Genomic DNA, 25,584 nt, shown 5'->3' with positions numbered 1-25,584 from the left:
ATCGTCTATCCGGTTGCCAGCAGGCCCGACCTACTTTCAAAAGGTGCTGTCGAGTGTTGAAAATTGCCGTGGCTTTTTTCGGGATCCCGAGAAATTCGCCGATCTGTTTCCCTTCCATCGAACAGAACGTGCTGGCGCAGCTGCCTGCGGGCAGCGACGTAAAATGCTTCTACCATCTGTACAAGATCGATGAGGTGCAGAACACGCGTTCCGGCGAAAAAGGCGAATTGAAGGCTGACAATTATCAGCCCTTCGAGTCGATGATCGGCACGCTCACCTCGACCGAAGGCGTGCTGGATCGCTGGGACTTCGAGCAGGTCAAGGCACAGGGCGACACTTGGGCCGATGACTATGCGTCATTGCGCAACCTGATCTATCAGCTCAACTCACTGCACACCGTGACCAGCATGATCGAGCCGTTCAATCCGGATTTCGTCGTGTTCGTGCGCCCGGACAATTTCTTTCACAGCGCATTGCCTGCCTATGTCTTCGCTCACCCTGAGGCTCGCAAGCACAACGCTTATATTCCGGACTGGCAGTGGTGGGGCGGTTTGAACGACCGTTTTGCCGTGTGTGGGCGCGATACCTATGTCGCGTACGGCAAGCGCATCGAGCGCATTTTCGAATTCTGCAAGGTGACAGGTCGCAAGCTGCATTCAGAACGCTTGCTCAAATATGCACTGCAGCAGGTGGATGCCAAAATCTGCACGCTGCCGACCCAGGCATCACGGGTGCGCATTACCGGTGTATTTGCCGATGAATCGTTCTCGCCCAAGCGCGGCATGGGCAAGCGCGAAAACCGCTACTTCCATTTCTTCGCCGGGTTGCGCACGTGGTGGGATCGCCGCCGCTAAACCGCTATTTGGCGGTTTTTTTGCCTAGCCCGACTAATCGCAGCGCCTTGATACTCAACTGCTTGAGCCCCTGACGCGGGGCTTTTGCCGGTTGCAGGCCCTGTTGCACCAGCCAGTCCTTCCAGCGAATCCGCTCCTCGCGCACGACCCAGCCGGTTTGTGTCGCAAAGCTTTCGGCCAAATATAGACCTCGGGTGCTGGCGGCAACGAGTTTGTCGCGCTTGAGCGTGTACAACTCGGCCAGTGGTGCGCCGTCCTTGAGTGGCATCAAGTACAGGTCGGGGCGCTTGCGGTCGAGTCGGGCCACTAGTTGATCACCCTCCAGACGCTCGTCGACGTGGAACAGGCTCAGGGACTTGGCTTCCTTGGGCACATCCAGGCGCAAGTCGTAAATCAATTGCAGCGAGGCGGTTGGAAGGTGCACATAGGCCCGGGGCCGTTCGAGCAATTGCAGATTGGCGCTGCGTATGGGGCGCGCGGAGCCGGACAATGGCGTCAGGCGAAACGGCAGGGCTTCGCGATAATGCAGGGCCGCAGAGTAGGGTGCTGGCAGCCAGGTGTCGTTGAAACGCCCGCCGAGCCAGCCTTCCGGTGTCTCGAGCAAGCACTCTTCGGCAATTTCCTGAATCGCCGTGTGCAGCGGAATATTCAGCTCATGCGCCGGCACGTAACCGGAAATCAATTTGAGCACGACGTCGCCACGGTCCTGTCGGCGCTGGCGCACCAGCACCCAATAATCGCGATTCTGCCAATGCAGGGTCAGACGTACCGAAACGCCGAGATTGGCCAACTCCAGCGAGAAACGCTCAGTGTCGGCCACGCTCACCGGTTTGCGTCGCTGCAAGGTCTGCGCAAAGTTCAGCGGCATGCCGACGCTCTGATAGGTCAGGCCTTCGGGGGTAGCTTCGACGAACAGCGGCAGGGTCTTGAAGTTGCTCGGGTTCTTTCTGATGAGCGTGCGCGGCATATCGGCTCCTGCTTAAGGCCGCGAAGCGGCGTCAGTGACCACGTAGGACCTGGGCAACGGTCGCAACGTTGTGGGCGAGGTGCAGCGGATTGATCGTGCCGACAATAGCACTGGCTACGCCAGGTTGCGCGAACAGCAATTCGAAGCTGGCGCGCACCGGATCGACGCCCGGGCTCAGGCAAACATGACCGCTGGCCAAGGCTTTTTTCACCAGAATGGCTTTGCCGTGGGCAGCAGCATAGTCAATGACAGCTTTCTCGTTTTGTTCGTTCAGATTGTAGGTGACCATCGCGCAGTCGCCTTGCTCCAGTGCTTTCAAGCCACCTTCGACGGTTTTGCCGGAGAAGCCGAAGCCGCGAATCTTGCCTTCGGCCTTGAGCGCTGCGAGTGTCGCGTAAACATCTTCATGCTCGAGGATGGCCATGTCGTTGCCGTCGGAGTGCACCAGCACCAGGTCGATAAAATCGGTTTCAAGACGTTGCAGACTGCGTTCCACCGACATCCGTGTGTGTGCTGCACTGAAATCGTGGCGCGACAGGCCATCGGCAAACTCCTCGCCGACCTTGCTGACGATTACCCAGTCTTGCCGCTGGCCGCGTAGCAATGGGCCAAGGCGTTCTTCGCTGCGTCCATAAGCCGGAGCGGTGTCGATCAGATTGATGCCCAGATCGCGAGCCTGACGCAGCAGCATGCGCGCTTCGTCGTCGCCGGGAATCTGAAAGCCGTTGGGGTATTTCACCCCTTGGTCACGGCCGAGTTTGACCGTGCCCAGGCCCAGTGGCGAAACCGTCAGGCCGGTGCTGCCCAAAGGGCGATGAAGGTTGTGCAGGGTGGCGATAGTCATGGCAGCAATTGCTCCCAGGCGGGAACGCCCATGGGTGGTTTTGGCAGCGCCGGCAAAGGTTCGGCGGCTTGCGGCTGGATGCCGTCGCGCTCAAGAGAGGCGATCACGCGATCGGCGAAGTCCGGCGCCAGCGCCAGTTTGGTCGGCCAGCCGACCAGCAAACGGCCCTGTTCGGCGAGGAAGGCGTTGTCCGGACGCGTGAGGCCGGTTTGCAGCGGTTCGGCACGGTCGACACGCAAGGTCGCCCATTGCGTGGTGCTGAGGTCGATCCACGGTAACAACTGCGCAATCTCTTTCTGCGCGGTGGCGATCTGCTCGGCTGGCTCGCGGTGCACGCCTTCGCTTTCGGCGATGTCGCCGCCCATGTACCAGACCCACTGGCCGTCAGCGGCCGGGTGCGTGGTCACGGTGATGCGCGGTTTGGTGCCGCCACCCAGGCAGTGGGCGTATAGCGGTTTCAGCCCCGGCCCTTTGGCGATGATCATGTGCAGCGGGCGGCGTTGCATGGCCGGCTGAGTCAGGCCAAGGTCTTCGAGCAGTTGGGCCGTACCAGCGCCGGCGCTGAGGACAATACGCTGTGCGTGAATCTCGCGACCGTCGACTCTCAAGCCGACCAGTACACCCGCTTCCAGCAGTGGCTCGATGGTTTGCCCGGCGAGCAGGCCATCGCCGGCCAGATCGGCCAGACGCTGAATCAGGCTCGGCACGTCGACCACCAGTTCGGCGAGGCGATAGACTTTGCCCTTGAAGCGTTTGTCTTGCAGGGCCGGCGGCAGTTGCTCGCCCTTGACCTGATCGACGCGGCCGCGCACGGCTTTGCTGGCGAAGAAACTGGTGAGGTTGCCGGCCAGAGTGCCCGGCGACCACAAATAGTGAGCTTCGGACAGCAGGCGCACACCGGAAAGATCCAGTTCGCCATTGCCGGCCAGCGCTTCACGCCAGCGCCGCGGCATGTCGGCGATGGCTTCCGAGGCGCCGGTCAGGGCACCGTGCAGCGCGTACTTGGCGCCGCCGTGGATGATGCCCTGGGACTTCACGCTCTGCCCGCCGCCGAGACTGGCACTTTCCACCAGTACGGTCGAAAAACCCTGGCGGCGCAGACGCGCGTTCAACCAGAGGCCGGCGACACCAGCGCCGACAATCAGAACGTCGGTGGAAATAACGGATGGCATGCAGCGACCTCAGTGTTCAAGACGAGGGCGCAGTATACAGACTCGGGAAAGGGGCGGATTTGTCGATGATCAACACGTGGAATACAAAACCTGTAGGAGTGAGCCTGCTCGCGATAACGGTCTTTCATTCAACAGTTATGTTGTCTGATACATAGCTATCGCGAGCAGGCTCACTCCTACAGGGGATGTGGTTGGATTTAGTGGCCGGCGGTCTTGGAGAACAGCTGGATCACGACGACGCCGAGCACGATCAACGCCATCCCCAGCATCGCCGGGATATCCAGTTTCTGCCCGTAGATGAACAGCGCCGCTACGCTGACCATGACAATGCCCATGCCCGCCCAGACCGCGTAGGCCACGCCGACCGGTACGGTACGCACCACCAGCGTCAGCATCCAGAACGCAATCGCGTAGCCGACGATGACCAGCACCAATGGCAGCGGCGTACTCAAGCCTTTGACCGCTTTCATCGAAACGGTGGCGATCACTTCGGCGCAGATGGCAATGGCCAGGTAGGCGTAGGCGTTCATGTTCAAATCCTCAATGTGAAACGTTGCTTGCTGAGGCGGCATTCTAGTGATTCGCCAGATGGGGTAAAGTCATTACCTATCTGTTACAGAGATGGGTCGGTGAGTCAGCATGCAGTGGAATCTGGATCAACTTCGGGTGTTTGTCGACGTCGCCGAGCACCGCTCGTTTTCCGCCGTGGCGCGCCAGCAGCGCAAAGCGCAGTCGGCGATCAGCAGTGCGATTGCCATGCTCGAAGATGACTTGGGCGTCAGCCTGTTCGAGCGTAGCAGTGGCCGTCAGCCAACGCTCACCGAAGCGGGCGAAGCTTTGCTCGAAGAAGCGCGGGAAGTTCTGCGTCAATGTGAACGCCTTAATGGCCGGGCGATGGCAATGATGCGGGGACAGGAAGCACAGTTGCGCGTGGCGCAAGACGAGGCGATGCCCTATCAGGCGCTGGTGGAAAGTTTCGGTGAACTGGCCGAGCAGTTCCCCAGCCTGGAAGTGCAACTGACCAGCGCCGCTCAAGGTGAGGTTGCACGCAAACTGGTCGAGCGCCGCGCCGATCTTGGCCTGTTGTTCTATCACGATGAAATCCCCGAAGCGCTGGAGCGCCGCGTGCTCGGCAGCGTGGAGATGGTCACGGTCTGCGGGATCAATCATCCGTTGGCGGCACAGTCCTACGTGACCTGCCAGCAACTGGCGCAGCACCGGCAATTGCTGATGTCGACGCAAACCAGCGTTTATCCCGGCAACGAGCCGGCCAGCCCACAGGTGTGGCGCGCCGACAGTTTCTACGTCATGTCCGAATGGCTGGTGCGCGATCTCGGCTGGGCCTGGTTGCCGCGCCATGTGGTGCAGTACTCGGCGTATCAGGGCTTGATGGTCGAACTCGACAGCGAATGGACGCCACCGGCGCTGGTGGTGGAACTGGTCTGGCGCCGCGACGAACCCCTCGGCCCGGCCGCGCGCTGGCTGGCCGAACGTTTTGCCGTGCACTTGCGCGCGATCGGCGACAAAAGTCGATAAACTCCGCCGCCATGAATAGAACTCTCTACACCGCGCTGTTTTACCTGGGGCTGCCATTGGTGGCGATTCGGCTGTGGCTGCGCGCACGCAAGGCGCCGGCGTATGCCAAGCGGATCGGCGAACGCTTCTCCTACGGCATGCCGAAACTGCAACCCGGCGGCATCTGGGTGCACGCGGTGTCGGTGGGCGAAAGCATTGCTGCGGCACCGATGATCCGCGCCTTGCTGCAACGTTATCCGACGCTTCCGATCACCGTGACCTGCATGACCCCGACCGGATCGGAGCGGATTCAGGCGCTGTTCGCCAACGAGCCGCGCATCCAGCATTGCTATCTGCCCTACGATTTGCCGTGTGCGGCGGCGCGCTTTCTTGATCGCGCTCAGCCCAAGCTTGCGGTGATCATGGAAACCGAACTGTGGCCCAATCACATTCACCAGTGCGCCAAGCGCGGGATTCCGGTGGCGCTGGCCAATGGACGTTTGTCCGAGCGTTCGGCACGCGGCTATGGCCGCTTCAGCAAACTGACCGAGCCGATGCTCGCCGAAATGAGTCTGTTCGCTGTACAGACCGAAACCGAAGCCCAGCGCTTCCGTGATCTGGGCGCGCGTGCGGAGACAGTCGAAGTCACCGGTTCGATCAAGTTCGACCTGACCATCGACCCGCAACTGTTGCAACGCGCCATCGAACTGCGCGGGCAGTGGCAGGCGCTGGAGCGCCCAGTGTGGATCGCCGCCAGCACCCACGAAGGCGAGGACGAAGTGGTGCTCGATGCCCACCGCCGCTTGTTGGCCAATCACCCGGATGCGCTGCTGATCCTGGTGCCGCGGCATCCGGAACGCTTCAACTCAGTGTTCGAGTTGTGCCAGCGCGAAGGCTTTGCCACGGTGCGGCGTTCGACTGCCGCCAATGTCGATGCGCAGACGTCGGTGCTGCTCGGCGACACCATGGGTGAATTGCTGTTTCTTTATGCACTGGCAGACAGCGCGTTTGTTGGCGGCAGTCTGGTGCCTAACGGCGGGCACAACCTGCTGGAGCCGGCAGCACTGGCCAAACCGGTGATCAGCGGCCCGCACCTGTTCAACTTCCTCGACATCGCGGCGCAATTGCGCGAAGCCGGAGCGTTGGCCGAAGTCGATGATGCCGAAGGGCTGGCGGTGGAAGTACAGCGCCTGTTTGAACTGCCGCGTGATGCGCAGCGCATGGCGGAGGCCGGGCTGGCGGTGATGCGCCGCAATCAGGGCGCGTTGCAGCGTTTGCTCGATGGTTTGGGCAGATTGATCAAGTAAAGCAAAAAGATCGCAGCGTGCCGCAGCTCCTACAGGGAAACGTATTCCGATGTAGGAGCTGCCGAAGGCTGCGATCTTTTGTTTTTAAGGCTTAAGGCCGGGCCTTGAGCTGCGCCTCGGCCGCCTTGGCCAGATCCGGTGGCAGGAAGTCCTTGTCCGGGTTGTAGTCAGCCTTCAAATACCGCCGCAGATCTTCCAGATCCCCCGGGTTCAACGTCCCCGCCGCCTGCTTCAAGCGCAGGTTGTCGAGGATGTAGTCGTAGCGGGTGTTGTTGTAGTTGCGCACCGAGGTGTACAGCTGACGCTGCGCATCGAGCACGTCAACGATGTTGCGCGTGCCGACCTGATAACCGATTTCCGTGGCTTCCACAGCGCTCTGGTTGGAGATGATCGACTGGCGGCGCGCCTGCACTTGCTCGACATCGGTGTTCACTGCGCGGTGCAGGTTGCGGGTGTTCTCGACGATTTGCCGACGCAGCGATTCGCGCTGTTGTTCGCTCTGATTCAGTTGCTCATACGACTGGCGCACTTGCGAGCTGGTCAGTCCGCCGCTGTAGATCGGGATATTCAGTTGCAGGCCGACCGTGCTCTGTTCGACGTTGCCACCGTAGGGCGCACCGAACGAGTTCGGGTTGGCGAAACCGAGGGCGTCGTTGTCGCCTTTCTCGTATTTCGCTACCGCGTCGAGGGTCGGCAAGTGGCCGGCCTTGCGTTGCTTGAGCGTTTGCTCGGCAGAGCTGACCGCGTAGTTGCTGGCGAGCAGATTGAGGTTCTGCCGCGCCGCCGTGTCGACCCAGGATTTCGCATCGTTCGGCGCCGGCGGCAGGATCGGCAACGTGTGGACGATGCCCTGAATCGAATTGTACTGACGGTTGGTCAGGGTGATCAGCGCTTCGAACGCATCATCGACCTGACGCTGCGCAACGATACGGTTAGCCCGGGCGGTGTCGTAACTGGCTTGCGATTGCAGCACGTCGGTCTTGTCCGAAAGGCCGACATCGAAACGTTCGTTGGACTGGTCGAGCTGGCGCTTGAACGCCGCTTCTTCCGCCTTGGTCGAGGCGAGGTTGTCCTGACTGCGCAGCACGTTGAAATAGCTTTCGGCCGATTGCAGGATCAGGTTCTGTTCGGTCGCCGACAGTTGCAGCGCGGCTTGCTCGTTGACGTCTTTCGCGGCCTGGTACTGGAACCAGCGATCGGCGCGGAACAATGGTTGGGCCAGAGTCGCCTGATACGAGTGAGCGCTGCGATTGGCGGTGGCCGAAGGCTGATCGATCGACGTACGCACATTGGCCACTTCGGCACCGCCGGACAAATTCGGCAGCAGCCCGGCGCGGGCCTGCGGCACCACTTCTTTCTGTGCGCCGTACTGAGCGCGGGCGGCGGCCAGATCGGCGTTGTTGTCGACAGCTTCCTGGTAGACGCTGACCAGATCGGTTTTGGTCGACAAGGGCGCTTCTGCTGCCCAGGCCATTGCGTTGGACGCACAAGACACGGCAACAGCCAGTGAGAGTTTGCGCAGCATGAGGCGATCCCTAGCATTAATATTATGGAAGTAATCCGGGCGCCAACGTTAAGGCGCAGGCCCCGCAGCGTCAAGGCGTGGCGGGGCAAAGCGAGTGTAGTTGTGCATTTGCCTCACAACAATCGGCCAAGCCCCTGTATTTATGCCATTCATCATGGTGTTTGCTGCGGTGTTGGCGTTCTTTGCCGGTTGTGTCTAGACTGGCCGGGTTCTTGTCGGGGTGCCTTGCTATGAGGCTGAGATCGAATAATTTCGGATCCCGTTGAACCTGATCAGGTTAGCGCCTGCGTAGGGAACAAGATTTCTCGTCACCCGGCGAGTCCTCTTGTGCTTCGTCCGGGAAATTGTTCGACAATCGAACGCTCGACGACGATGCACAGCACCGGTCCTGGTGCGTCCGTGCCTTTCAGGTTCTGCTCCGACAATCCACTGCCTGGATGCTGTCTGGAGAGCCCGTGATGACTACAAAATCAAAAAACGCGATCAACCTGAGTGACTCGGCCAAGGTCGATGAGCAATCGGTCAAGCCGTTCACCCGTTCGCAAAAAGTCTACGTTCAGGGCTCGCGCCCGGACATCCTCGTGCCGATGCGCGAAATCACCCTCGACGTGACGCCGACCGATTTCGGCGGCGAAATCAACGCGCCGGTGACCGTCTACGACACCTCGGGCCCGTACACCGATCCGAACGTGGTGATCGACGTGCGCAAAGGCCTCGCCGATGTGCGTTCGGCGTGGATCGACGACCGTGGCGACACTGAGCGCCTGGCGGGCCTGAGTTCCAACTTCGGCCGCGAACGCCTTGCCGATCCGGAACTGACCAAGCTGCGCTTTGCCCACGTCAACAATCCGCGCCGCGCCAAGGCCGGTGGCAATGTCACGCAGATGCACTACGCGCGTCAGGGCATCATCACGCCCGAGATGGAATTCGTTGCCATCCGCGAAAACATGAAACTTGAAGTGGCCCGCGCCGCTGGCCTGCTGGATCAGCAACACCCGGGCCACAGCTTCGGCGCCAGCGTGCCGAAAATCATCACCCCGGAATTCGTGCGTGACGAGATCGCCCGTGGCCGCGCAATCATTCCGGCCAACATCAACCACACCGAACTGGAACCGATGATCATCGGCCGTAACTTCCTGGTGAAGATCAACGGCAACATCGGCAACAGTGCTTTGGGTTCGTCCATCGAAGAAGAAGTGGCGAAACTGACCTGGGGTATTCGCTGGGGCGCGGACAACATCATGGACTTGTCCACCGGCAAGCACATTCACGAAACGCGCGAGTGGATCATCCGCAACTCGCCGGTGCCGATCGGCACGGTGCCGATCTATCAGGCGCTGGAAAAAGTCGGCGGCGCGGCCGAAGACCTGACCTGGGAGCTGTTCCGCGACACGCTGATCGAGCAGGCCGAGCAGGGCGTCGACTATTTCACCATTCACGCCGGTGTGCTGCTGCGTTACGTGCCGCTGACCGCCAAACGCGTGACCGGTATCGTGTCCCGTGGCGGTTCGATCATGGCCAAGTGGTGCCTGGCGCATCACAAGGAAAACTTCGCATACACGCATTTCGAAGAAATCTGCGAAATCATGAAAGCCTATGACGTCAGCTTCTCGCTGGGCGATGGCTTGCGTCCGGGTTCGATTGCCGACGCCAACGACGCTGCCCAGTTCGGCGAACTGGAAACCCTCGGCGAACTGACCAAGATCGCCTGGAAGCACGACGTGCAAACCATGATCGAAGGCCCGGGCCACGTGCCGATGCAGTTGATCAAAGAGAACATGGACAAGCAGCTGGAGTGCTGCGATGAGGCGCCGTTCTACACCCTCGGCCCGCTGACCACCGACATTGCGCCGGGCTACGACCACATCACCTCGGGTATCGGTGCGGCGATGATCGGCTGGTTCGGTTGCGCGATGCTCTGCTACGTGACGCCGAAGGAACACTTGGGTCTGCCGAACAAGGATGACGTGAAGACCGGGATCATCACTTACAAGATCGCCGCGCACGCAGCGGACTTGGCCAAAGGGCATCCGGGCGCACAGATTCGCGACAACGCCTTGAGCAAGGCGCGTTTCGAATTCCGTTGGGAAGACCAGTTCAACCTCGGTCTGGATCCGGACACCGCGCGTTCGTATCACGATGAAACCCTGCCGAAGGACTCGGCCAAGGTCGCGCACTTCTGTTCGATGTGCGGGCCGAAATTCTGCTCGATGAAGATCACTCAGGAAGTCCGCGAATACGCGGCCAACCAGCGGATCGACGCGGTCGACGTGGACGTCGCCAAAGGCCTGGCGGAACAGGCCGAGCGGTTCAAAAAGGAAGGCAGTCAGCTTTATAAAAAAGTGTAAGCGGCAAGCTGCAAGCTGCAAGATATAAGCACATGCGAAACCTGCTTTTTCTTGCAGCTTGTGGCTTGCAACTTGTAGCTATCACTCCTGTGAGATCAGCACCCTTGAGCATTCAACCCAGCACCTATTCTCCCGACCTCGCCGTGCCCGCTGACAAGCGTGTGTTCGGCGGTCGCGATCTGTTTTCCCTGTGGTTCTCCCTCGGCATCGGCCTGATGGTTCTGCAGACCGGCGCATTGCTCGCGCCAGGTCTGGGCCTGTCCGGTTCGCTGCTGGCAATCTTCCTCGGCACGCTGGTGGGCGTGCTGCTCCTGGCCGCCGTTGGCGTGATCGGCAGTGACACCGGCCTGTCGTCGATGGCTGCGCTGAAGCTCAGCCTCGGCAGCAAAGGCGCGAGCCTGCCGGCGCTGCTTAATCTGCTGCAACTGATCGGTTGGGGCTCGTTCGAAATCATCGTCATGCGCGACGCCGCCAGCCTGCTCGGTACCCGCGCGTTCAGCGAAGGCTCGCTGTGGTCGAACCCGGTGTTGTGGACGCTGTTTTTCGGTGCGCTGGCCACCTTGCTCGCGGTGAGCGGGCCGCTGACCTTTGTGCGGCAGATTCTGCGCAAGTGGGGCATCTGGCTGCTGCTGGCGGCGTGCCTCTGGCTGACCTGGAACCTGTTCGCCAAAGCCGATCTGGCCGATCTCTGGTCGCGTGCCGGTGACGGTTCGCTGCCGTTCGCCGTGGGCTTCGACATTGCCATCGCAATGCCGCTGTCGTGGCTGCCGCTGATCGCCGACTACTCGCGTTTCGGCAAACGCGCAAAGAATGTTTTCGGCGGTACTGCCGTCGGTTTCTTCATCGGCAACTTCTGGCTGATGAGCCTCGGCGTCGCCTACACCCTGGCCTTCGCGCCAAGCGGTGAAGTCAATGCGCTGCTGCTGGCACTGGCCGGCGCCGGTTTGGGCATTCCGCTGTTGCTGATTCTGCTGGATGAGTCGGAAAACGCTTTCGCCGATATTCATTCGGCGGCGGTGTCCAGCGGGATTCTGTTGCGCCTGAAAGTCGAGCATCTGGCCTTGGCCATCGGCGTGATCTGCACGCTGATCGCCCTGCTGGCGCCGTTGGCGCAGTACCAGAATTTCCTGCTGTTGATCGGTTCGGTGTTTGCGCCGCTGTTCGGCGTGGTGCTGGTGGATCACTTCATCCTGCGCAAGCGCAGCGCTCAGGTCGCGTCAGCCGCATTGCGCTGGCCGGCGTTGTTGGCGTGGCTGGGTGGCGTGAGCACCTACCATTTGCTGGCGAATCTGTATCCGGATGTCGGCGCAACCCTGCCGGCGCTGGTGCTGGCAGGGCTGTTACAGCTAGTGCTCGGTCGGGCCTTCAGTTACGGCCGGGAAACAGCTCAGGCTTGAGAATGCCGTTCAGACGCGGATAGGGAATCTTCAGTTCGACGTGGCCCAGCGCGTAAGGCGCAATAGTGGTCACGTCGTACTTGAGGATCACGCCGCCATAGGTCAGCGCCACGTTCGCGGTTTTCACGAACGGCCAGTTCGCCACGAACTCCGGCTCCTGATCGAGCTTGGTGCTGATCAGCCAGCTATTGTGCGCGACCTGCGCCGCCTTCCAGAACGCCTCTTCCTGACCCGGCACAAGCATGTCGGACAGGTTCAGCACTTTGTGCTGCTGGCGCGAATAGTTGATGAAGCCGCGACCCGGGGTGCCATGCGCGCCGCCGGTGTCGAGGTAGCTCGACAACTCGATGATCACCAAGCCGTCATGCTGCTCACGTACTTTCGCTTGCAGGTAGCTGCTGTTGCGCGGGCCGGCGCTGGCCAGAAACTGATCGCGGTAGGCCGCCAGGGTCGGCGCTACCGGGGCGTTTTTCTCGGTGCGGGTCATTTGCAGCAGACGTTTTTCGATGATGCCATCCAGTGCAGGTTCGGCCGGGAAGCGCAGGGTGTCGATGTTCACCAGTGGGCAGTCCGGGTTGGAACAGCCGGGTTTCAGGGTTTCCGATGCATCGCGGGTGGTTTCCAGCGGCGTGCGGTAGTTGGGCTGGAACAGGCTGGCGCACGCGCCCAGAGTCAGGGCAATGGCGGCCACGGAGGCAATTTTGAAAAGCGACATGGGCGTCCTTTCGAAAGCAGGGGAAGGCAAAAAGATATCCGCTTCGACTCTCGCAGAAGCAGTCAGTTCGCCACTAAGCTAATTAGAGTGGGTTTCGCCTCCACCGTCCATCCCGCTGACGGTAAAGGGGCTGCATCAAACCGTTCGGGCGCGTTAGGATGGCGCGAAGTCGAGGTTGCCAGTAACAACCAGCAATCTCGTAATGGATCTGCAGTAAAGAGGATGCTCATGACTGATTTTGCCAACGCCATTCCGACCGCTGTCGATATCGTGCGGCGCGAAAAATGCTACGAGGGCTTTTACAAGCTCGACCGTGTTCACCTGCGCCATGAATTGTTCGCCGGTGGCATGAGCCGCGAAATCAACCGTGAAATCTTTGTCCGTCACGATGCCGTGTGCATGCTGCCGTACGACCCGCAGCGCGATGAAGTGGTGCTGATCGAGCAGTTCCGCATCGGCGCCATGGGCAAGACCGACAATCCATGGCTGGTCGAGCTGGTCGCTGGTCTGATCGACAAGGATGAACAACCGGAAGAAGTTGCTCACCGCGAGGCGCAGGAGGAAGCTGGGCTGGACATCAAGGCCTTGTGGCCGATGACCAAATATTTCCCGTCGCCGGGCGGCAGCAACGAGTTCGTGCATTTGTATCTGGGGCGTTGCAGCACTGACGGCGTTGGCGGCCTGCATGGCCTGGAAGAAGAGGCAGAAGATATCCGCGTCACGGTCTGGGCCTTTGAAGATGCCTTGCAGGCCGTCCGTGATGGACGCATTGCCAACGCGGCGAGCATCATCGCCTTGCAATGGCTGGCGCTGAACCGCGCCGAAGTGAGGGGGTTATGGTCGTAAACAAGCTGCGCGATCGTTATCGAGTCGACCTCGTGGGGCTGCAAGCCGCCTGCGAGGCCAACTACGCGCGCCTGATGCGACTGCTGCCGGACATGCGCAGCGAGCCCGAGGCGCGGCGCATCGCCGTGACCCAGGGCGAGCAGATGCTTGGCGTGCTGGCCCTCGAAGTGCTGCAAACCTGTCCCTACACCACCACGCTGCAGGTGCGCCAGGAACACAGCCTGCCATGGCTGCCGGTGCCGCAACTGGAAGTCCAGGTCTATCACGACGCGCGCATGGCCGAAGTGGTCAGCGCCGAACATGCACGACGCTTTCGCGGCATCTATCCTTATCCGAATGCGGCCATGCATCAGCCGGATGAAAAGGCTCAGCTCAATCTGTTCCTGGGGGAATGGCTGAGTCATTGCCTGGCGTTGGGGCACGAGTATGAAGTCGTACGCTAGTTGTGAACTGTGTCCGGTTCGGCGGTTTCCTCTTTCTGTCATCCCCCAGCATAATTGCGGCACTTGATCGATTCCGTGCTTTTGCCTTGGGAGAGCGCCTTGCCGAGCGTATCCATGTTGACCTCCGCCGATCCGGCGTTGCTGGTGCAGTTGTCCGACAGCCATTTGTTTGCTGAAGCGGACGGCACGCTGTTGGGCATGAACACCCGCGAGAGCCTGCAAAAGGTCATTGAGTTGGTGCTGGCGCAGCAGCCGCAGATCGATCTGATCCTGGCCACCGGGGATATTTCCCAGGACGGCACGCTGGAGTCGTATCAGCAATTTCGCGAGATGAGCGCGCAGATCGCTGCACCGGCGCGGTGGATTCCCGGTAATCACGACGAACCGATGATCATGGCCCAGGCCGCAGTGCAGAGCACCTTTCTGGAGCCAGTAGTCGATATCGGCAACTGGCGCGTGACTCTTTTAGATTCGGCTGTACCCGGTTCGGTGCCGGGGTACTTGCAGGACGATCAACTGCAACTGCTGGCGCGTTCGCTGAGCGAAGCGCCGGAGCGGCATCATCTGGTGTGCTTCCACCATCACCCGGTGTCGATCGGTTGTGCGTGGATGGAGCCGATCGGTTTGCGCAATCCTGACGCGTTTTTCGAGGTGCTGGATCGGTTTCCACAGGTTCGTGCGGTGCTGTGGGGGCATGTGCATCAGGAGATTGACCTTGAGCGCAATGGCGTGCGGTTGATGGCTTCGCCTTCGACGTGCATTCAGTTTGAGCCGGGGAGTGTGGACTTTAAGGTGGGTGAGCAGGCGCCGGGGTATCGCTGGTTGCGGTTGTTGCCGGATGGGCGGTTGGAGACTGGCGTGGAGCGCGTCACCGGTTTCGCCTTCACTGTCGATTACGGCTCCAACGGCTATTGAGCGGCAAATCAAAACCCTCACCCCAGCCCTCTCCCGGAGGGAGAGGGCTGGGGTGAGGTGTATTGCGTCATGCGCCGACCTGAAATACTGAGTTGATTATGGATTCGCCCAATCACTTTCAGGTCGGTGTATCTCTTTAATATCCCCCAATCAGTCCCCTCTCCCTTTGGGAGAGGGCTAGGGTGAGGGCCGCCCCTGCTGAATGACCAATTTCTTGAGACCACCCCCAATCCAATCTTCTCTCCCTGTAAACTCCGCAAACCCAAACCGACACCCAGGGAGCTCAAATGTCCGGTTCGATCCTCTATATCCACGGTTTCAACAGCGCCCCAGCCTCGAAAAAGGCCTGTCAGCTGGTAACGGTGATGGAGCAACTGGGTTTGAGCGACAAACTGCGTGTTCCGGCCCTGCATCACCATCCGCGCGAAGCCATCGGTCAGTTGGAGCAAGCAATCGCCGAGCTGGGCAGCCCGCTGCTGGTGGGAAGCTCCCTCGGCGGCTACTATGCGACTCACCTGGCCGAGCGCCATGGCCTGAAAGCCCTGCTGGTCAACCCGGCGGTCAGCCCGCACCGAATGTTCGACGGCTATCTGGGCACGCAGAAAAACCTGTATACGGATGAAACCTGGGAATTGACCCACGACCACGTCACGGCCCTGGCCGAACTGGAAGTGCCGGCGCCTCAGGATGCCCAGCGCTATCAGGTCTGGTTGCAGACCGGCGATGAAACACTGGATTATCGCCTCGCCCAGCAGTATTACCGCGCCTGCGCCTTGCGTATTCAGGCCGGCGGCGACCACAGTTTCCAAGGCTTTGCCGGGCAATTGCCGGCGTTGCTGAGTTTTGCCGGCATTGGCGCCGATGTGTATCAGGCAATCGATTTCACCGCACTGTGAAGTCTTGCCCCTATTTCATGAATGACTGACGACGAGACCCTATGGCCACTCCCAGCGCTAGCTCTTATAACGCCGACGCCATCGAAGTCCTCTCGGGCCTCGACCCGGTGCGCAAACGCCCCGGCATGTACACCGACACCAGTCGGCCGAACCACCTCGCCCAGGAAGTCATCGACAACAGTGTCGACGAAGCTCTGGCGGGGCATGCCAAGTCGGTGCAGGTCATCCTGCACGCCGACCATTCGCTGGAAGTCAGCGACGACGGTCGCGGCATGCCGGTCGACATTCACCCGGAAGAGGGTGTTTCGGGCGTCGAGCTGATCCTCACCAAGCTCCATGCGGGCGGTAAGTTCTCGAACAAGAACTACCAGTTCTCCGGCGGTCTGCACGGCGTGGGTATTTCCGTGGTCAACGCCTTGTCGACCGAAGTCCGTGTGCGCGTCAAGCGTGACGGCAACGAATACCAGATGACGTTCAACGACGGTTTCAAAGCCTCGGAACTGGAAATCGTCGGCACCGTCGGCAAGCGCAACACCGGCACCAGCGTGTACTTCGCGCCGGATCCGAAGTATTTCGATTCACCGAAATTCTCCATCAGCCGTCTCAAGCACGTGCTCAAGGCCAAGGCGGTGTTGTGCCCGGGTCTGCTGGTCAGCTTCGAAGACAAAGGCACCGGCGAGAAAGTCGAGTGGCATTACGAAGACGGCCTGCGCTCCTATCTGGTGGACGCCGTCAGCGAATTCGAACGCCTGCCGGACGAGCCCTTCTGCGGCGCGTTCGCCGGTAACAAAGAAGCGGTCGACTGGGCGTTGCTGTGGCTGCCGGAAGGTGGCGACGCGGTGCAGGAAAGCTACGTCAACCTGATCCCGACGGCGCAGGGCGGTACCCACGTCAACGGTTTGCGTCAGGGCCTGCTCGATGCGATGCGCGAGTTCTGCGAATTCCGCAGCCTGCTGCCGCGCGGCGTGAAGCTGGCGCCGGAAGACGTCTGGGAGCGCATCGCGTTCGTCCTGTCGATGAAAATGCAGGAGCCGCAATTCTCTGGCCAGACCAAAGAGCGTCTGTCATCGCGTGAAGCGGCAGCGTTCGTCTCCGGTGTGGTCAAGGACGCCTTCAGCCTGTGGCTCAACGCCAACCCGGAAACCGGTCTGGCGCTGGCCGAACTGGCGATCAACAACGCCGGTCGCCGCCTGAAAGCGAGCAAGAAAGTCGAGCGTAAACGTGTGACTCAGGGCCCGGCGCTGCCGGGCAAACTGGCCGACTGCGCCGGGCAAGACCCGATGCGTTCCGAACTGTTCCTCGTCGAAGGTGATTCCGCCGGCGGTTCCGCCAAGCAAGCGCGGGACAAGGAGTTCCAGGCGATCCTGCCGTTGCGCGGCAAGATTCTCAACACCTGGGAAGTCGACGGCAGCGAAGTGCTGGCCAGCCAGGAAGTGCACAACATCGCCGTGGCTATCGGTGTCGACCCGGGCGCGGCGGACATGAGTCAACTGCGTTACGGCAAGATCTGCATCCTCGCCGACGCCGACTCCGACGGACTGCACATCGCAACCCTGTTGTGCGCGCTGTTCGTCCAGCATTTCCGCCCGCTGGTGGATGCCGGTCACGTCTACGTGGCCATGCCGCCGCTGTACCGCATCGACCTGGGCAAAGAGATCTACTACGCCCTCGACGAAGCCGAGCGTGACGGCATTCTCGATCGTCTGGTCGCCGAGAAGAAACGCGGCAAACCACAGGTCACCCGATTCAAAGGTCTGGGTGAAATGAACCCGCCGCAGCTGCGTGAAACCACCATGGACCCGAACACTCGGCGTCTGGTGCAACTGACGCTGGGTGAAGATTTCGCGCAAACCTCGGAAATGATGGACATGCTGCTGGCGAAGAAACGCGCCGGTGACCGCAAAACCTGGCTGGAATCCAAAGGTAACCTCGCCGAGGTGCTGGCCTGATGCGGTTTGGCTGGGCCTTGGCGGGTGCGTTGCTGCTGAGTGCAATGAATGTGTCGGCCGAGCCGTTGCAGGAGTTGCGCGTGCTCTCCGGGCACCCGGTCGACGGCATGCGCGGCGGTAACCTGTCGGGGCTGGCCATGTGTGGCGGCGAGTTGTGGACGGTGTCGGACCGCGATGACGATCAGATCTATCGGCTCAATACCGCCGATCAGGTCTGGCAGGCCGAAGCCTTGCACATCGACGTACCCCTGGTGCCTGAGACCGGTTTGCCGTGGGGGTTGCGCTCGCGCAATTGGGCCGCGTCGTTCGTGCGCGGTGGTGATCTGGATTTCGAAGGCATCAGTTGCGACAGTGCCGGCAATCGCTACATTGTCAGCGAGGGTCATGCGGCGGTCTTGCAGGTGCCTGTCAGCGGCGCGGTCAACTGGCTGAAGATCTCGCCGATGATGGTTCGCGAAGCGCGGGCCAGCGGCATGCTCCTGCATTTCAATGCGATCTTCGAAGGCCTGGCGATCAGCCCGGCGGGTGATCAGATGTGGCTGGCCGCCGAGCGGCAAAGCCGTGGTTTGCTGCTGATCAAGCGCCAGCAGACGGTGTGGGATTGCGACGGTCGTTGCGTGCTGCTCAGCGAGGGCGGCAAGGAAATGCAGCCGCCGCAGTTCCCGAAGGCCAGAGCGGTCGACCGAGACTTTTCCGACCTTTCGTTGTTTAACGGCAAATTGTTTACCCTTGAGCGCAACGCCTTCCAGATTTGTCGGCGCGATGCGCAGACCGCCAAGGTCGAGCGTTGCTGGTCGTACGCCGCTGAACTGTTGCAGGCCAACCGCCGTTACTCGCAGAACTTCGGGTTGGAAGAGGCGCTGATCGTTGACGCTGATGGTGCATGGGTCGGCGTCGACAATAATTTCGGCCCGCGCGCGGACGGTGAGGTTCGGCCGATCGTCTGGCGCTTCGCCGCACCTGACGGTGGCTGGAGTTCCAAACCATGAGCCAGCAACCGCCGGGCAAGCGCGCCGGTCGGGTGCTGATGATTCTGGCGTGGTGCGCGGCACTGTTTCTGGCCACGCGGTTTTTCGGCCAGTGGGAGCAGCGCCAGCAAAATCCGAACGTGGTGGTCACGTCGGAGCAGGGCCAAGGTTTTATCGAGGTGAAACTGGCCGGCAACGCCCAAGGGCATTTTGTCGCCAGCGGTCAGATCAACGGTGAGCCGGTGGAGTTCATGCTCGACACCGGCGCGACCGATGTGGCGATCCCGGCGGATCTGGCCAAACGTTTGAAGCTGGAAGAAGGTTTCGGAGTGACCCTGAGCACGGCTAACGGCCTGAGCCAGGGCTATCGGACCAAAATCAACCGCCTGCAACTGGGTGACATTGTGCTGCGGGATGTCCGTGCACTGGTGGCGCCGGGGCTGCATGGCGATCAGGTGCTGCTCGGCATGAGCGCCCTGAACAAACTTGAATTTACTCAGCGCGGTGGCACCATGCTGCTGCGCCAGACAACGAACCGATGAGGCCTGCATGAGCAACCCCCTTGATCTCAGCCTGGACGGTGTAGAACGCCGCTCGCTGGCCGACTTCACCGAAAGTGCCTACCTCAACTACTCCATGTACGTGATCATGGACCGTGCCCTGCCGCATATCGGCGACGGCCTGAAACCGGTACAGCGTCGCATTATTTATGCGATGAGCGAGTTGGGCCTGGACGCCGATTCCAAGCACAAGAAATCGGCGCGTACCGTCGGTGACGTGCTCGGTAAATTCCACCCGCACGGCGACTCGGCGTGCTACGAAGCGATGGTGCTGATGGCCCAGCCGTTCAGCTATCGCTACACGCTGGTCGACGGCCAGGGTAACTGGGGGGCGCCGGACGATCCGAAGTCCTTCGCCGCCATGCGTTACACCGAAGCGCGGTTGTCGCGTTATTCCGAAGTGCTGCTCAGCGAACTGGGCCAGGGCACTGCGGACTGGGGCCCGAACTTCGACGGCACCTTGCAGGAGCCGCTGGTGCTGCCGGCGCGCCTGCCGAACATTCTGCTCAATGGCACCACGGGTATTGCCGTGGGCATGGTCACCGACGTGCCGCCGCACAACCTGCGCGAAGTTGCCACCGCTTGCGTGCGTTTGCTCGATGAGCCGAAAGCCACGGTCGAGCAGCTCTGCGAACACATTCAGGGTCCGGACTATCCGACCGAAGCGGAAATCATCACGCCGCGCGCCGACCTGCTGAAAATGTACGAAACCGGCAAGGGCTCGGTGCGCATGCGCGCCGTGTACCATGTCGAGGACGGCGACATCATCGTCACCGCGCTGCCGCATCAGGTCTCCGGGGCCAAGGTATTGGAGCAGATCGCTGCGCTGATGCAGGCGAAACCGTCGAAAGCGCCGCAGATCGCTGACCTGCGTGACGAATCCGACCACGAGAACCCGTGCCGCATCGTGATCATTCCGGTCAACAGCCGCGTTGATCACGAAGCGCTGATGCAGCACCTGTTCGCCAGCACCGAGCTGGAGTCGACCTACCGGGTCAACGTCAACATCATCGGTCTGGACGGCAAACCTCAGCTGAAAAACCTGCGCACGCTGCTGGTCGAATGGCTGGAGTTCCGCGTGCAGACCGTGCGTCGCCGCCTGCAATTCCGCCTCGACAAGGTCGAGCGTCGTCTGCACCTGTTGGACGGTTTGTTGATTGCTTACCTCAACCTCGATGAAGTGATCCACATCATCCGTACTGAGGAACATCCGAAAGCCAAGCTGATCGAGCGTTTCGCCCTCAGCGAGATTCAGGCCGACTATATCCTCGATACCCGTCTGCGTCAGTTGGCGCGCCTGGAAGAGATGAAGCTGCGCGACGAGCAGGACGAACTGCTCAAGGAACAAGCCAAGCTGCAAGCCCTGCTGGGCAGCGAAGCCAAGTTGAAGAAGCTGGTGCGCACCGAGCTGATCAAGGACGCCGAAACCTATGGCGACGACCGCCGTTCGCCAATCGTCGAGCGCACCGAAGCCAAAGCGTTGACCGAACACGATCTGCTGCCGAACGAGAAAGTCACCGTCGTCCTCTCGGAAAAAGGCTGGATCCGTTCGGCCAAAGGTCACGACATCGACGCCACTGGCCTGTCGTACAAGGCCGGCGACGGCTTCAAAACCTCGGCGGCGGGGCGTTCCAACCAGTCTGCCGTGGTGATTGACTCCACCGGCCGCAGCTATTCGGTTGCTGCGCATACGCTGCCGTCGGCGCGAGGCCAGGGCGAGCCGTTGACCGGTCGTCTAACGCCGCCGCCGGGCGCAACCTTCGAATGCGTGCTGATGCCGGAAGACGACGCGTTGTATGTGATCGCCTCCGACGCTGGTTACGGCTTCGTGGTGAAAGGCGAAGACCTGCAAGCCAAGAACAAGGCTGGTAAAGCCCTGTTGAGCCTGCCGAACAACGCCAAAGTGATCGCGCCGCGACCAGTGGCTGACCGCGAGCACAACTGGCTGGCCTCGGTGACGACCGAAGGTCGCCTGCTGATCTTCAAAATCAGCGATCTGCCACAATTAGGGAAGGGCAAAGGCAACAAGATCATCGGTATTTCCGGTGAACGTGTGGCCAGTCGCGAAGAATATGTCACGGACATCGCCGTCATTCCGGAAGGCGCCACCTTGGTGCTGCAGGCCGGAAAACGGACCCTCTCGCTGAAGGCCGACGACCTCGAACACTACAAAGGTGAGCGTGGACGTCGTGGCAATAAGCTTCCAAGGGGCTTCCAGAGAGTGGATGCGCTGCTCGTCGAAAACCTCAATTAAGCGCGCTAGACGCGTCGATCCACGATTTAACGCGTAGATCGACGCTTTGGCGCTGGAGTCGGAACGCATATTCACGGATGATATGGCCTTTCCAAGCGCCGGCGTGGCCGAGCGTTCTTCATATTTATTGAGTATTTTCACTGTGGTCAGCCTTGTGGCGGCCACCTGGACGGGATGATGACTGCTCTGCGCCCCCTTATTTTCCTGCTCGCCGGCGTTTTGGGCCTGGCGGGTTGCAGCGTTCACCAGCCGGTGTCGCTGTATCAACTGGACAGCGGAAGTCCGGTTCAGCCTGCGCAAAGCGCGGGCATGGCGGTTTTATTGGGTCCGGTAGTCGTAGCCGATTACCTGCAACGTGAGACCTTGCTGCAACGTCAACCGGACGGCAGTCTGCAAGCGGCGACCGACGGTCGTTGGGCGGGTAGCCTTTCGTCGGATATCGATCAGTTGTTGATGCGCCAGGTCGCGGGCCATCTGGACAGCCAGCGTGTGGTGCTGGCACCGGCCACAACCGGATTTACTCCGGATGTGCAGGTGCTGCTAACCATTACGCGTCTGGACTCCGGTCAGAAACAACCGGCGATCCTCGATGCGCAATGGCGTCTGATCGACCGCCGTGGTCAAGTGCGCGATAACCGCATCGTGCATCTGCAAGAGCTGCATGCCGGCAGTACCGCTTCGCAGGTTCAGGCCCAGGGCATTTTGCTGCAGCGTCTGGCCGAGCAATTGTCGGTAGCGCTCAAGCCATTGGCCAACCAGCCTCCGGTGGCTGAGGCGCCGCGTAAGTCGGCACCGAAACCGGCAGCACCGGCGGCGGAAGCCGAGAAGCAGCCGAAGATACCGATGGCTTCGCCAATTCGTACGGATATGGAAGTGTTCCGCTTCTAAGCCTGAACCGAGTCAGAACAGAGCCCGCCTTGTGCGGGCTTTGTTGTGTCTGGGGTTCTGCGTGAAAGATCAAAAGCCCCTCATCGGAACGCCGCCCGCCTAACCCTCTCCCGGAGGGAGAGGGGACCGACCGAGGTGTCTGGCGTCATACATCGACCTGAAAGAGCTTGGCGATTATGGATTCACAGCAGGACGTGCAGGTCCGTGTATTTCGGCAATATCCCCCGATCAGTCCCCTCTCCCTCTGGGAGAGGGGTAGGCGGGCGGCGTTCCGATGAGGGGCTTTTCAGTCAGCCACAAAAAAGCCCGCAGACAATCACTCGTCGGCGGGCTTCTGTGTTTCAGGCCTAAGGTCTAAGGCTTACGCCCGACGCTCATGCATCCGCGCCAGCTGCCGCTCGAGCATCGACGGATAAGGCTCCATCAACCGCTCCACACAGCAAGCACCCTCAGGGCTGGCGATCGGACGGATCCGTGCACGCTGACGGATCAGCGCATCGTCACTGATCTTGCGCTCAACCAGCAGCAGGTTGCGGCTGTGCTGCGACAAGGCCAGGGCATCCTGCGCCGAGTCGGTCAGCAACAGATCAATCTGGCTCAGACCAAACAGCTCATCACCCAAGGTCAGACCCAATTGCAATTGCAGGGTGATGCCGCTATCCGCGACTTCAATCTGCAACTGATGACCCAGCGCCCGCAGCAGTTCGCCGCAGCAGATCGCATTGGTCAGGTAGTCATCGCCGCTGTCTTCGGTGTGGAACAGCATCAGCGTGCTGCCGTCGTTCAGGGTTTCGATTTCGCCCTGATACAACGAAGCGGCCTGATCGAGGCAATCGCGATAGCGCTCCTGCAACTCTTCCAGGCGTGCCCGTGGCAAGCGCCGCAGTTGTTCCTGCGAGCCCAGTTGCACGGCCAGCACGGCGGTGTGCTGCGGCACGCTTGGCGACGGCTGGCGGACGACGGGTTGCGGCGCGCCATTGAGCGATTCGTCGCGCAGGTCGGCGAACGCGTCATCGTCATCATCGTCTTCGACGGTGCTGACCAGATGTCGCGGGGCAGGTTTCTGCGCGGCCATCGGACGGGTTTCGTCGAAACTCGGATCACGCAAGTTGCGCACCTCGAATTCCGGCTCGTCTTCTTCGTCCTCGAATTCCGGCTCCGGTTCAGGTGCAGGCTCCGGCGCGTAGTTGGCGTGCAGCTGACGCGCCAGATCGCCGATTTCATCCTGACGATCGATGCCCGGCGTGTGTTCGTCGATGCGGCGCAACCAGACGCGCAATTGCAGCAGCGGCGTCGACAGATAGCGGCCCATGCGCAGGCTCAGGGCCAGCGACAGCGCCAACAGAATCCCGCTGAGAATACCCATGCTTTGCAGGCTGATGGTCATCGGCTGCTGGAACTGATCCATGTCCAGGCTGATGCGCAGTTGCCCGGCGGTCACGTCCTGGAAGGTGATCTTGCTCTCGTACATGCCTTCGGCTTCGCCCAGCAGGCTGTGCTTGGGGCGCTGACCGGACTCGGCGAGGATACGGTTATCCACGCTGTAGATCGCCGCGTGGGCCACCAGTTTGTTCTTGGTCAGGTTGTTGAGCAGCACGTTAAGGCTGAGGATGTCGTTGGACACCAACAGCTCGGTGGCAGAGGTCGCGGTCTGCGTGGTCAGGCTTTCGCCCAGCGCATCGGCCTGCTGGTGCATGGCCTGCTTGAATTGCAAACCCATCACGCCGGCATAGATCACCAGGGCCAGAGCGACCAGGATCACGTTATGGCTGGCAATGCGCAATGCAATCGGTACACGGCGGTGGCGCAGTGCACGGAAGATCAGCAGGAAGAAGTTATCGGTTTTAACTGGCGTGGGCCGGTTCACTGAGCTCGGCTCTTTTGTCCGTGAAGTTGACGCGCAGTATAGCGACAGGCCCTAGACCGGCAAAGCGCTCGCGGTGCCCGATGGTCACTGAAAGTGGGTAGAATGCGGTTTTTTTCCAGTTGCGGGGGTGCGCGTTGCGCGAAATCGTCCTGATTAACATCACGGGAGTCGACCGTCCGGGTCTGACGGCAGCCATTACCGGTGTTCTGGCACAGGGTGGTGTGAACATTCTCGACATCGGTCAGGCGGTGATCCACGACACCCTGTCGTTCGGCATCCTGGTTGAAATCCCCGATTCGGAACAGGGTAAATCCGTGCTCAAGGACATCCTGTTCAAGGGCTACGAGCTCGACCAGCAGGTGCGTTTCACCCCGGTGTCCGAAGAGGATTACCAGCAGTGGGTGGGCAATCAGGGCAAGAAGCGTCACATCGTTACCCTGTTGACTCGCAAAGTGACCGCCGGCCAATTGCAGGCGGTCAGCTCGATCACCGCCAAATATGGCTTGAACATCGATCACATCGACCGTCTGTCGGGTCGCATGCCGCTGGACACGCCAGCCGACAAAGGCAAGGGCTGCATCGAGTTCTCCGTGCGTGGCGAAGCGGCCGATCCGCAGGCCTTGCGAGCCGAATTTCTCAGTGTGGCCCAGGAACTGAACGTCGACATCGCCTTTCAGGAAGATTCGCTGTTTCGCCGTAACCGTCGTCTGGCGGTGTTCGATATGGACTCGACCCTGATCGAGGCCGAGGTCATCGACGAACTGGCCAAGGCTGCCGGTGTGGGCGAACAGGTATCTGAAATCACCGAACGCGCCATGGCCGGTGAGCTGGATTTCCGCGCCAGTTTCAAAGAACGTCTGGCCTTGCTCAAAGGCCTTGACGTCAGCGTACTCGACTCGATCGGCGCTTCGCTGCGTCTGACCGAAGGCGCCGAAACGCTGTTCGCCGAGCTCAAGCGTCTGGGCTACAAGACCGCGATCCTCTCGGGCGGCTTCACCTATTTCGCCAAGCAGTTGCAAGCCAAACTCGGCATCGACTATGTGTTCGCCAACGAACTGGAAGTGGTCGATGGCAAGTGCACCGGCGTGGCGATCGAGCCGATTGTCGACGCGCAGCGCAAGGCTGATTTGCTCAAAGAGCTGGCGCACAAGGAAGGTTTGCGTCTGGAGCAGACCATCGCGGTCGGCGACGGCGCGAACGACCTGCCGATGCTGGCGATTGCCGGGTTGGGCGTGGCGTTCCGCGCCAAACCACTGGTCAAGCAGTCGGCGAAGCAGGCGATCTCTACGTTGGGTCTGGATGGCGTGCTGTATCTGCTGGGTTTCCGTGATCGTGACGGACAGTTGTAATTAAA

At 60.8% G+C, this 25,584-nt stretch carries 22 protein-coding genes and 1 riboswitch; of the genes, 15 read left to right on the top strand and 7 right to left on the bottom strand.

The window, feature by feature from the left end; all coding sequences use genetic code 11:
- Nucleotides 1–53: 53 nt before the first annotated feature.
- Nucleotides 54–854: a hypothetical protein gene (locus ACOYXE_RS20050; protein ID WP_160055269.1), complete on the top strand. Its 801-nt coding sequence runs from the start codon at nt 54–56 to the stop codon at nt 852–854.
- Between the two features lie 4 nt (nt 855–858).
- Here ACOYXE_RS20050 and ACOYXE_RS20045 read toward each other — a convergent pair whose 3' ends face one another.
- From ACOYXE_RS20045 to ACOYXE_RS20030, 4 genes are all read right to left on the bottom strand, one after another.
- The gene (locus tag ACOYXE_RS20045; protein WP_160055272.1) at nt 859–1,821 is read right to left on the bottom strand and encodes a metal ABC transporter ATPase; all 963 of its coding nucleotides are present in this window, start codon (nt 1,819–1,821) and stop codon (nt 859–861) included.
- A 31-nt stretch (nt 1,822–1,852) separates the two neighbouring features.
- Nucleotides 1,853–2,665: an aldo/keto reductase gene (locus tag ACOYXE_RS20040; RefSeq protein ID WP_405122431.1), complete on the bottom strand. Its 813-nt coding sequence runs from the start codon at nt 2,663–2,665 to the stop codon at nt 1,853–1,855.
- A complete protein-coding gene (locus ACOYXE_RS20035) occupies nt 2,662–3,837 on the bottom strand; it encodes an NAD(P)/FAD-dependent oxidoreductase (RefSeq protein WP_160055278.1) in 1,176 nt (391 codons plus the stop codon). Before ACOYXE_RS20035 ends, ACOYXE_RS20040 begins: the two co-directional genes overlap by 4 nt.
- A gap of 197 nt (nt 3,838–4,034) precedes the next feature.
- The gene (locus ACOYXE_RS20030; RefSeq protein WP_099757821.1) at nt 4,035–4,367 is read right to left on the bottom strand and encodes a DMT family transporter; all 333 of its coding nucleotides are present in this window, start codon (nt 4,365–4,367) and stop codon (nt 4,035–4,037) included.
- Nucleotides 4,368–4,476: 109 nt separating this feature from the next.
- Here ACOYXE_RS20030 and ACOYXE_RS20025 point away from each other — a divergent pair, with 109 nt between their 5' ends.
- Together ACOYXE_RS20025 and waaA are read left to right on the top strand one after the other, a co-directional pair.
- Nucleotides 4,477–5,373 carry a LysR family transcriptional regulator gene (locus ACOYXE_RS20025; protein ID WP_160055280.1) on the top strand — a complete coding sequence of 299 codons (897 nt, stop codon included), beginning with the start codon at nt 4,477–4,479 and terminating at the stop codon, nt 5,371–5,373.
- A gap of 11 nt (nt 5,374–5,384) precedes the next feature.
- The gene (gene waaA, locus ACOYXE_RS20020; protein ID WP_460926493.1) at nt 5,385–6,659 is read left to right on the top strand and encodes a lipid IV(A) 3-deoxy-D-manno-octulosonic acid transferase; all 1,275 of its coding nucleotides are present in this window, start codon (nt 5,385–5,387) and stop codon (nt 6,657–6,659) included.
- Nucleotides 6,660–6,750: 91 nt separating this feature from the next.
- Here waaA and ACOYXE_RS20015 read toward each other — a convergent pair whose 3' ends face one another.
- A complete protein-coding gene (locus tag ACOYXE_RS20015) occupies nt 6,751–8,184 on the bottom strand; it encodes a TolC family outer membrane protein (protein WP_160055286.1) in 1,434 nt (477 codons plus the stop codon).
- A gap of 206 nt (nt 8,185–8,390) precedes the next feature.
- Nucleotides 8,391–8,496: riboswitch (TPP riboswitch) on the top strand.
- Between the two features lie 146 nt (nt 8,497–8,642).
- Here ACOYXE_RS20015 and thiC point away from each other — a divergent pair.
- Entirely contained in the window at nt 8,643–10,532 is a 1,890-nt protein-coding gene (thiC, locus tag ACOYXE_RS20010) for a phosphomethylpyrimidine synthase ThiC (protein ID WP_160055289.1), read from the top strand.
- A 104-nt stretch (nt 10,533–10,636) separates the two neighbouring features.
- Nucleotides 10,637–11,929: a putative hydroxymethylpyrimidine transporter CytX gene (gene cytX / locus ACOYXE_RS20005; RefSeq protein ID WP_460926492.1), complete on the top strand. Its 1,293-nt coding sequence runs from the start codon at nt 10,637–10,639 to the stop codon at nt 11,927–11,929.
- Here cytX and ACOYXE_RS20000 read toward each other — a convergent pair.
- Complete coding sequence (locus ACOYXE_RS20000; protein WP_160055295.1) at nt 11,898–12,644, bottom strand: RsiV family protein; 747 nt, start codon at nt 12,642–12,644, stop codon at nt 11,898–11,900. The genes cytX and ACOYXE_RS20000 overlap by 32 nt on opposite strands.
- A 228-nt stretch (nt 12,645–12,872) precedes the next feature.
- Here ACOYXE_RS20000 and ACOYXE_RS19995 point away from each other — a divergent pair, with 228 nt between their 5' ends.
- From ACOYXE_RS19995 to ACOYXE_RS19955, 9 genes are all read left to right on the top strand, one after another.
- Entirely contained in the window at nt 12,873–13,490 is a 618-nt protein-coding gene (locus tag ACOYXE_RS19995) for an NUDIX domain-containing protein (RefSeq protein ID WP_077570568.1), read from the top strand.
- Entirely contained in the window at nt 13,481–13,933 is a 453-nt protein-coding gene (locus tag ACOYXE_RS19990) for a DUF1249 domain-containing protein (protein ID WP_160055298.1), read from the top strand. The genes ACOYXE_RS19995 and ACOYXE_RS19990 overlap by 10 nt, the downstream gene beginning before the upstream one ends.
- A 99-nt stretch (nt 13,934–14,032) precedes the next feature.
- The gene (cpdA, locus tag ACOYXE_RS19985) at nt 14,033–14,848 is read left to right on the top strand and encodes a 3',5'-cyclic-AMP phosphodiesterase (protein WP_460926491.1); all 816 of its coding nucleotides are present in this window, start codon (nt 14,033–14,035) and stop codon (nt 14,846–14,848) included.
- Between the two features lie 287 nt (nt 14,849–15,135).
- Nucleotides 15,136–15,744: a YqiA/YcfP family alpha/beta fold hydrolase gene (locus ACOYXE_RS19980; protein ID WP_077570573.1), complete on the top strand. Its 609-nt coding sequence runs from the start codon at nt 15,136–15,138 to the stop codon at nt 15,742–15,744.
- A gap of 41 nt (nt 15,745–15,785) precedes the next feature.
- A complete protein-coding gene (parE, locus tag ACOYXE_RS19975) occupies nt 15,786–17,693 on the top strand; it encodes a DNA topoisomerase IV subunit B (protein WP_160055303.1) in 1,908 nt (635 codons plus the stop codon).
- Nucleotides 17,693–18,682: an esterase-like activity of phytase family protein gene (locus tag ACOYXE_RS19970; RefSeq protein WP_460926490.1), complete on the top strand. Its 990-nt coding sequence runs from the start codon at nt 17,693–17,695 to the stop codon at nt 18,680–18,682. The genes parE and ACOYXE_RS19970 overlap by 1 nt, the downstream gene beginning before the upstream one ends.
- Entirely contained in the window at nt 18,679–19,203 is a 525-nt protein-coding gene (locus ACOYXE_RS19965) for a retropepsin-like aspartic protease family protein (protein WP_460926489.1), read from the top strand. The genes ACOYXE_RS19970 and ACOYXE_RS19965 overlap by 4 nt, the downstream gene beginning before the upstream one ends.
- 7 nt (nt 19,204–19,210) lie before the next feature.
- Complete coding sequence (parC, locus tag ACOYXE_RS19960; RefSeq protein WP_460926488.1) at nt 19,211–21,475, top strand: DNA topoisomerase IV subunit A; 2,265 nt, start codon at nt 19,211–19,213, stop codon at nt 21,473–21,475.
- A gap of 177 nt (nt 21,476–21,652) precedes the next feature.
- The gene (locus ACOYXE_RS19955) at nt 21,653–22,363 is read left to right on the top strand and encodes a PqiC family protein (protein WP_007915780.1); all 711 of its coding nucleotides are present in this window, start codon (nt 21,653–21,655) and stop codon (nt 22,361–22,363) included.
- Nucleotides 22,364–22,724: 361 nt separating this feature from the next.
- Here ACOYXE_RS19955 and ACOYXE_RS19950 read toward each other — a convergent pair whose 3' ends face one another.
- A complete protein-coding gene (locus ACOYXE_RS19950) occupies nt 22,725–24,230 on the bottom strand; it encodes an AhpA/YtjB family protein (RefSeq protein ID WP_007915782.1) in 1,506 nt (501 codons plus the stop codon).
- A 134-nt stretch (nt 24,231–24,364) separates the two neighbouring features.
- Between ACOYXE_RS19950 and serB the strand changes: the two genes are divergently transcribed.
- Nucleotides 24,365–25,579, top strand: a complete 1,215-nt coding sequence (serB, locus tag ACOYXE_RS19945) for a phosphoserine phosphatase SerB (protein WP_008079219.1) — start codon at nt 24,365–24,367, stop codon at nt 25,577–25,579.
- The last annotated feature ends 5 nt before the right edge of the window (nt 25,580–25,584 follow it).

Source organism: Pseudomonas sp. MC6, from assembly GCF_054790575.1.
The sequence above is the reverse complement of the archived record's forward strand: the minus strand, read 5'-3'. Positions and strand labels throughout refer to the sequence as shown.

Coding starts and splice junctions, on each gene's coding strand:
- ACOYXE_RS19990 (WP_160055298.1), top strand. CDS start 13,481: ATGGTCGTAAACAAGCTGCGCGATCGTTATCGAGTCGACCTCGTGGGG.
- ACOYXE_RS20045 (WP_160055272.1), bottom strand. CDS start 1,821: ATGCCGCGCACGCTCATCAGAAAGAACCCGAGCAACTTCAAGACCCTG.
- ACOYXE_RS19955 (WP_007915780.1), top strand. CDS start 21,653: ATGACTGCTCTGCGCCCCCTTATTTTCCTGCTCGCCGGCGTTTTGGGC.
- ACOYXE_RS19995 (WP_077570568.1), top strand. CDS start 12,873: ATGACTGATTTTGCCAACGCCATTCCGACCGCTGTCGATATCGTGCGG.
- ACOYXE_RS20035 (WP_160055278.1), bottom strand. CDS start 3,837: ATGCCATCCGTTATTTCCACCGACGTTCTGATTGTCGGCGCTGGTGTC.
- ACOYXE_RS20040 (WP_405122431.1), bottom strand. CDS start 2,665: ATGACTATCGCCACCCTGCACAACCTTCATCGCCCTTTGGGCAGCACC.
- ACOYXE_RS20015 (WP_160055286.1), bottom strand. CDS start 8,184: ATGCTGCGCAAACTCTCACTGGCTGTTGCCGTGTCTTGTGCGTCCAAC.
- ACOYXE_RS19965 (WP_460926489.1), top strand. CDS start 18,679: ATGAGCCAGCAACCGCCGGGCAAGCGCGCCGGTCGGGTGCTGATGATT.
- ACOYXE_RS20025 (WP_160055280.1), top strand. CDS start 4,477: ATGCAGTGGAATCTGGATCAACTTCGGGTGTTTGTCGACGTCGCCGAG.
- ACOYXE_RS20030 (WP_099757821.1), bottom strand. CDS start 4,367: ATGAACGCCTACGCCTACCTGGCCATTGCCATCTGCGCCGAAGTGATC.
- parC (WP_460926488.1), top strand. CDS start 19,211: ATGAGCAACCCCCTTGATCTCAGCCTGGACGGTGTAGAACGCCGCTCG.
- ACOYXE_RS20000 (WP_160055295.1), bottom strand. CDS start 12,644: ATGTCGCTTTTCAAAATTGCCTCCGTGGCCGCCATTGCCCTGACTCTG.
- ACOYXE_RS19980 (WP_077570573.1), top strand. CDS start 15,136: ATGTCCGGTTCGATCCTCTATATCCACGGTTTCAACAGCGCCCCAGCC.
- parE (WP_160055303.1), top strand. CDS start 15,786: ATGGCCACTCCCAGCGCTAGCTCTTATAACGCCGACGCCATCGAAGTC.
- thiC (WP_160055289.1), top strand. CDS start 8,643: ATGACTACAAAATCAAAAAACGCGATCAACCTGAGTGACTCGGCCAAG.
- ACOYXE_RS19970 (WP_460926490.1), top strand. CDS start 17,693: ATGCGGTTTGGCTGGGCCTTGGCGGGTGCGTTGCTGCTGAGTGCAATG.
- waaA (WP_460926493.1), top strand. CDS start 5,385: ATGAATAGAACTCTCTACACCGCGCTGTTTTACCTGGGGCTGCCATTG.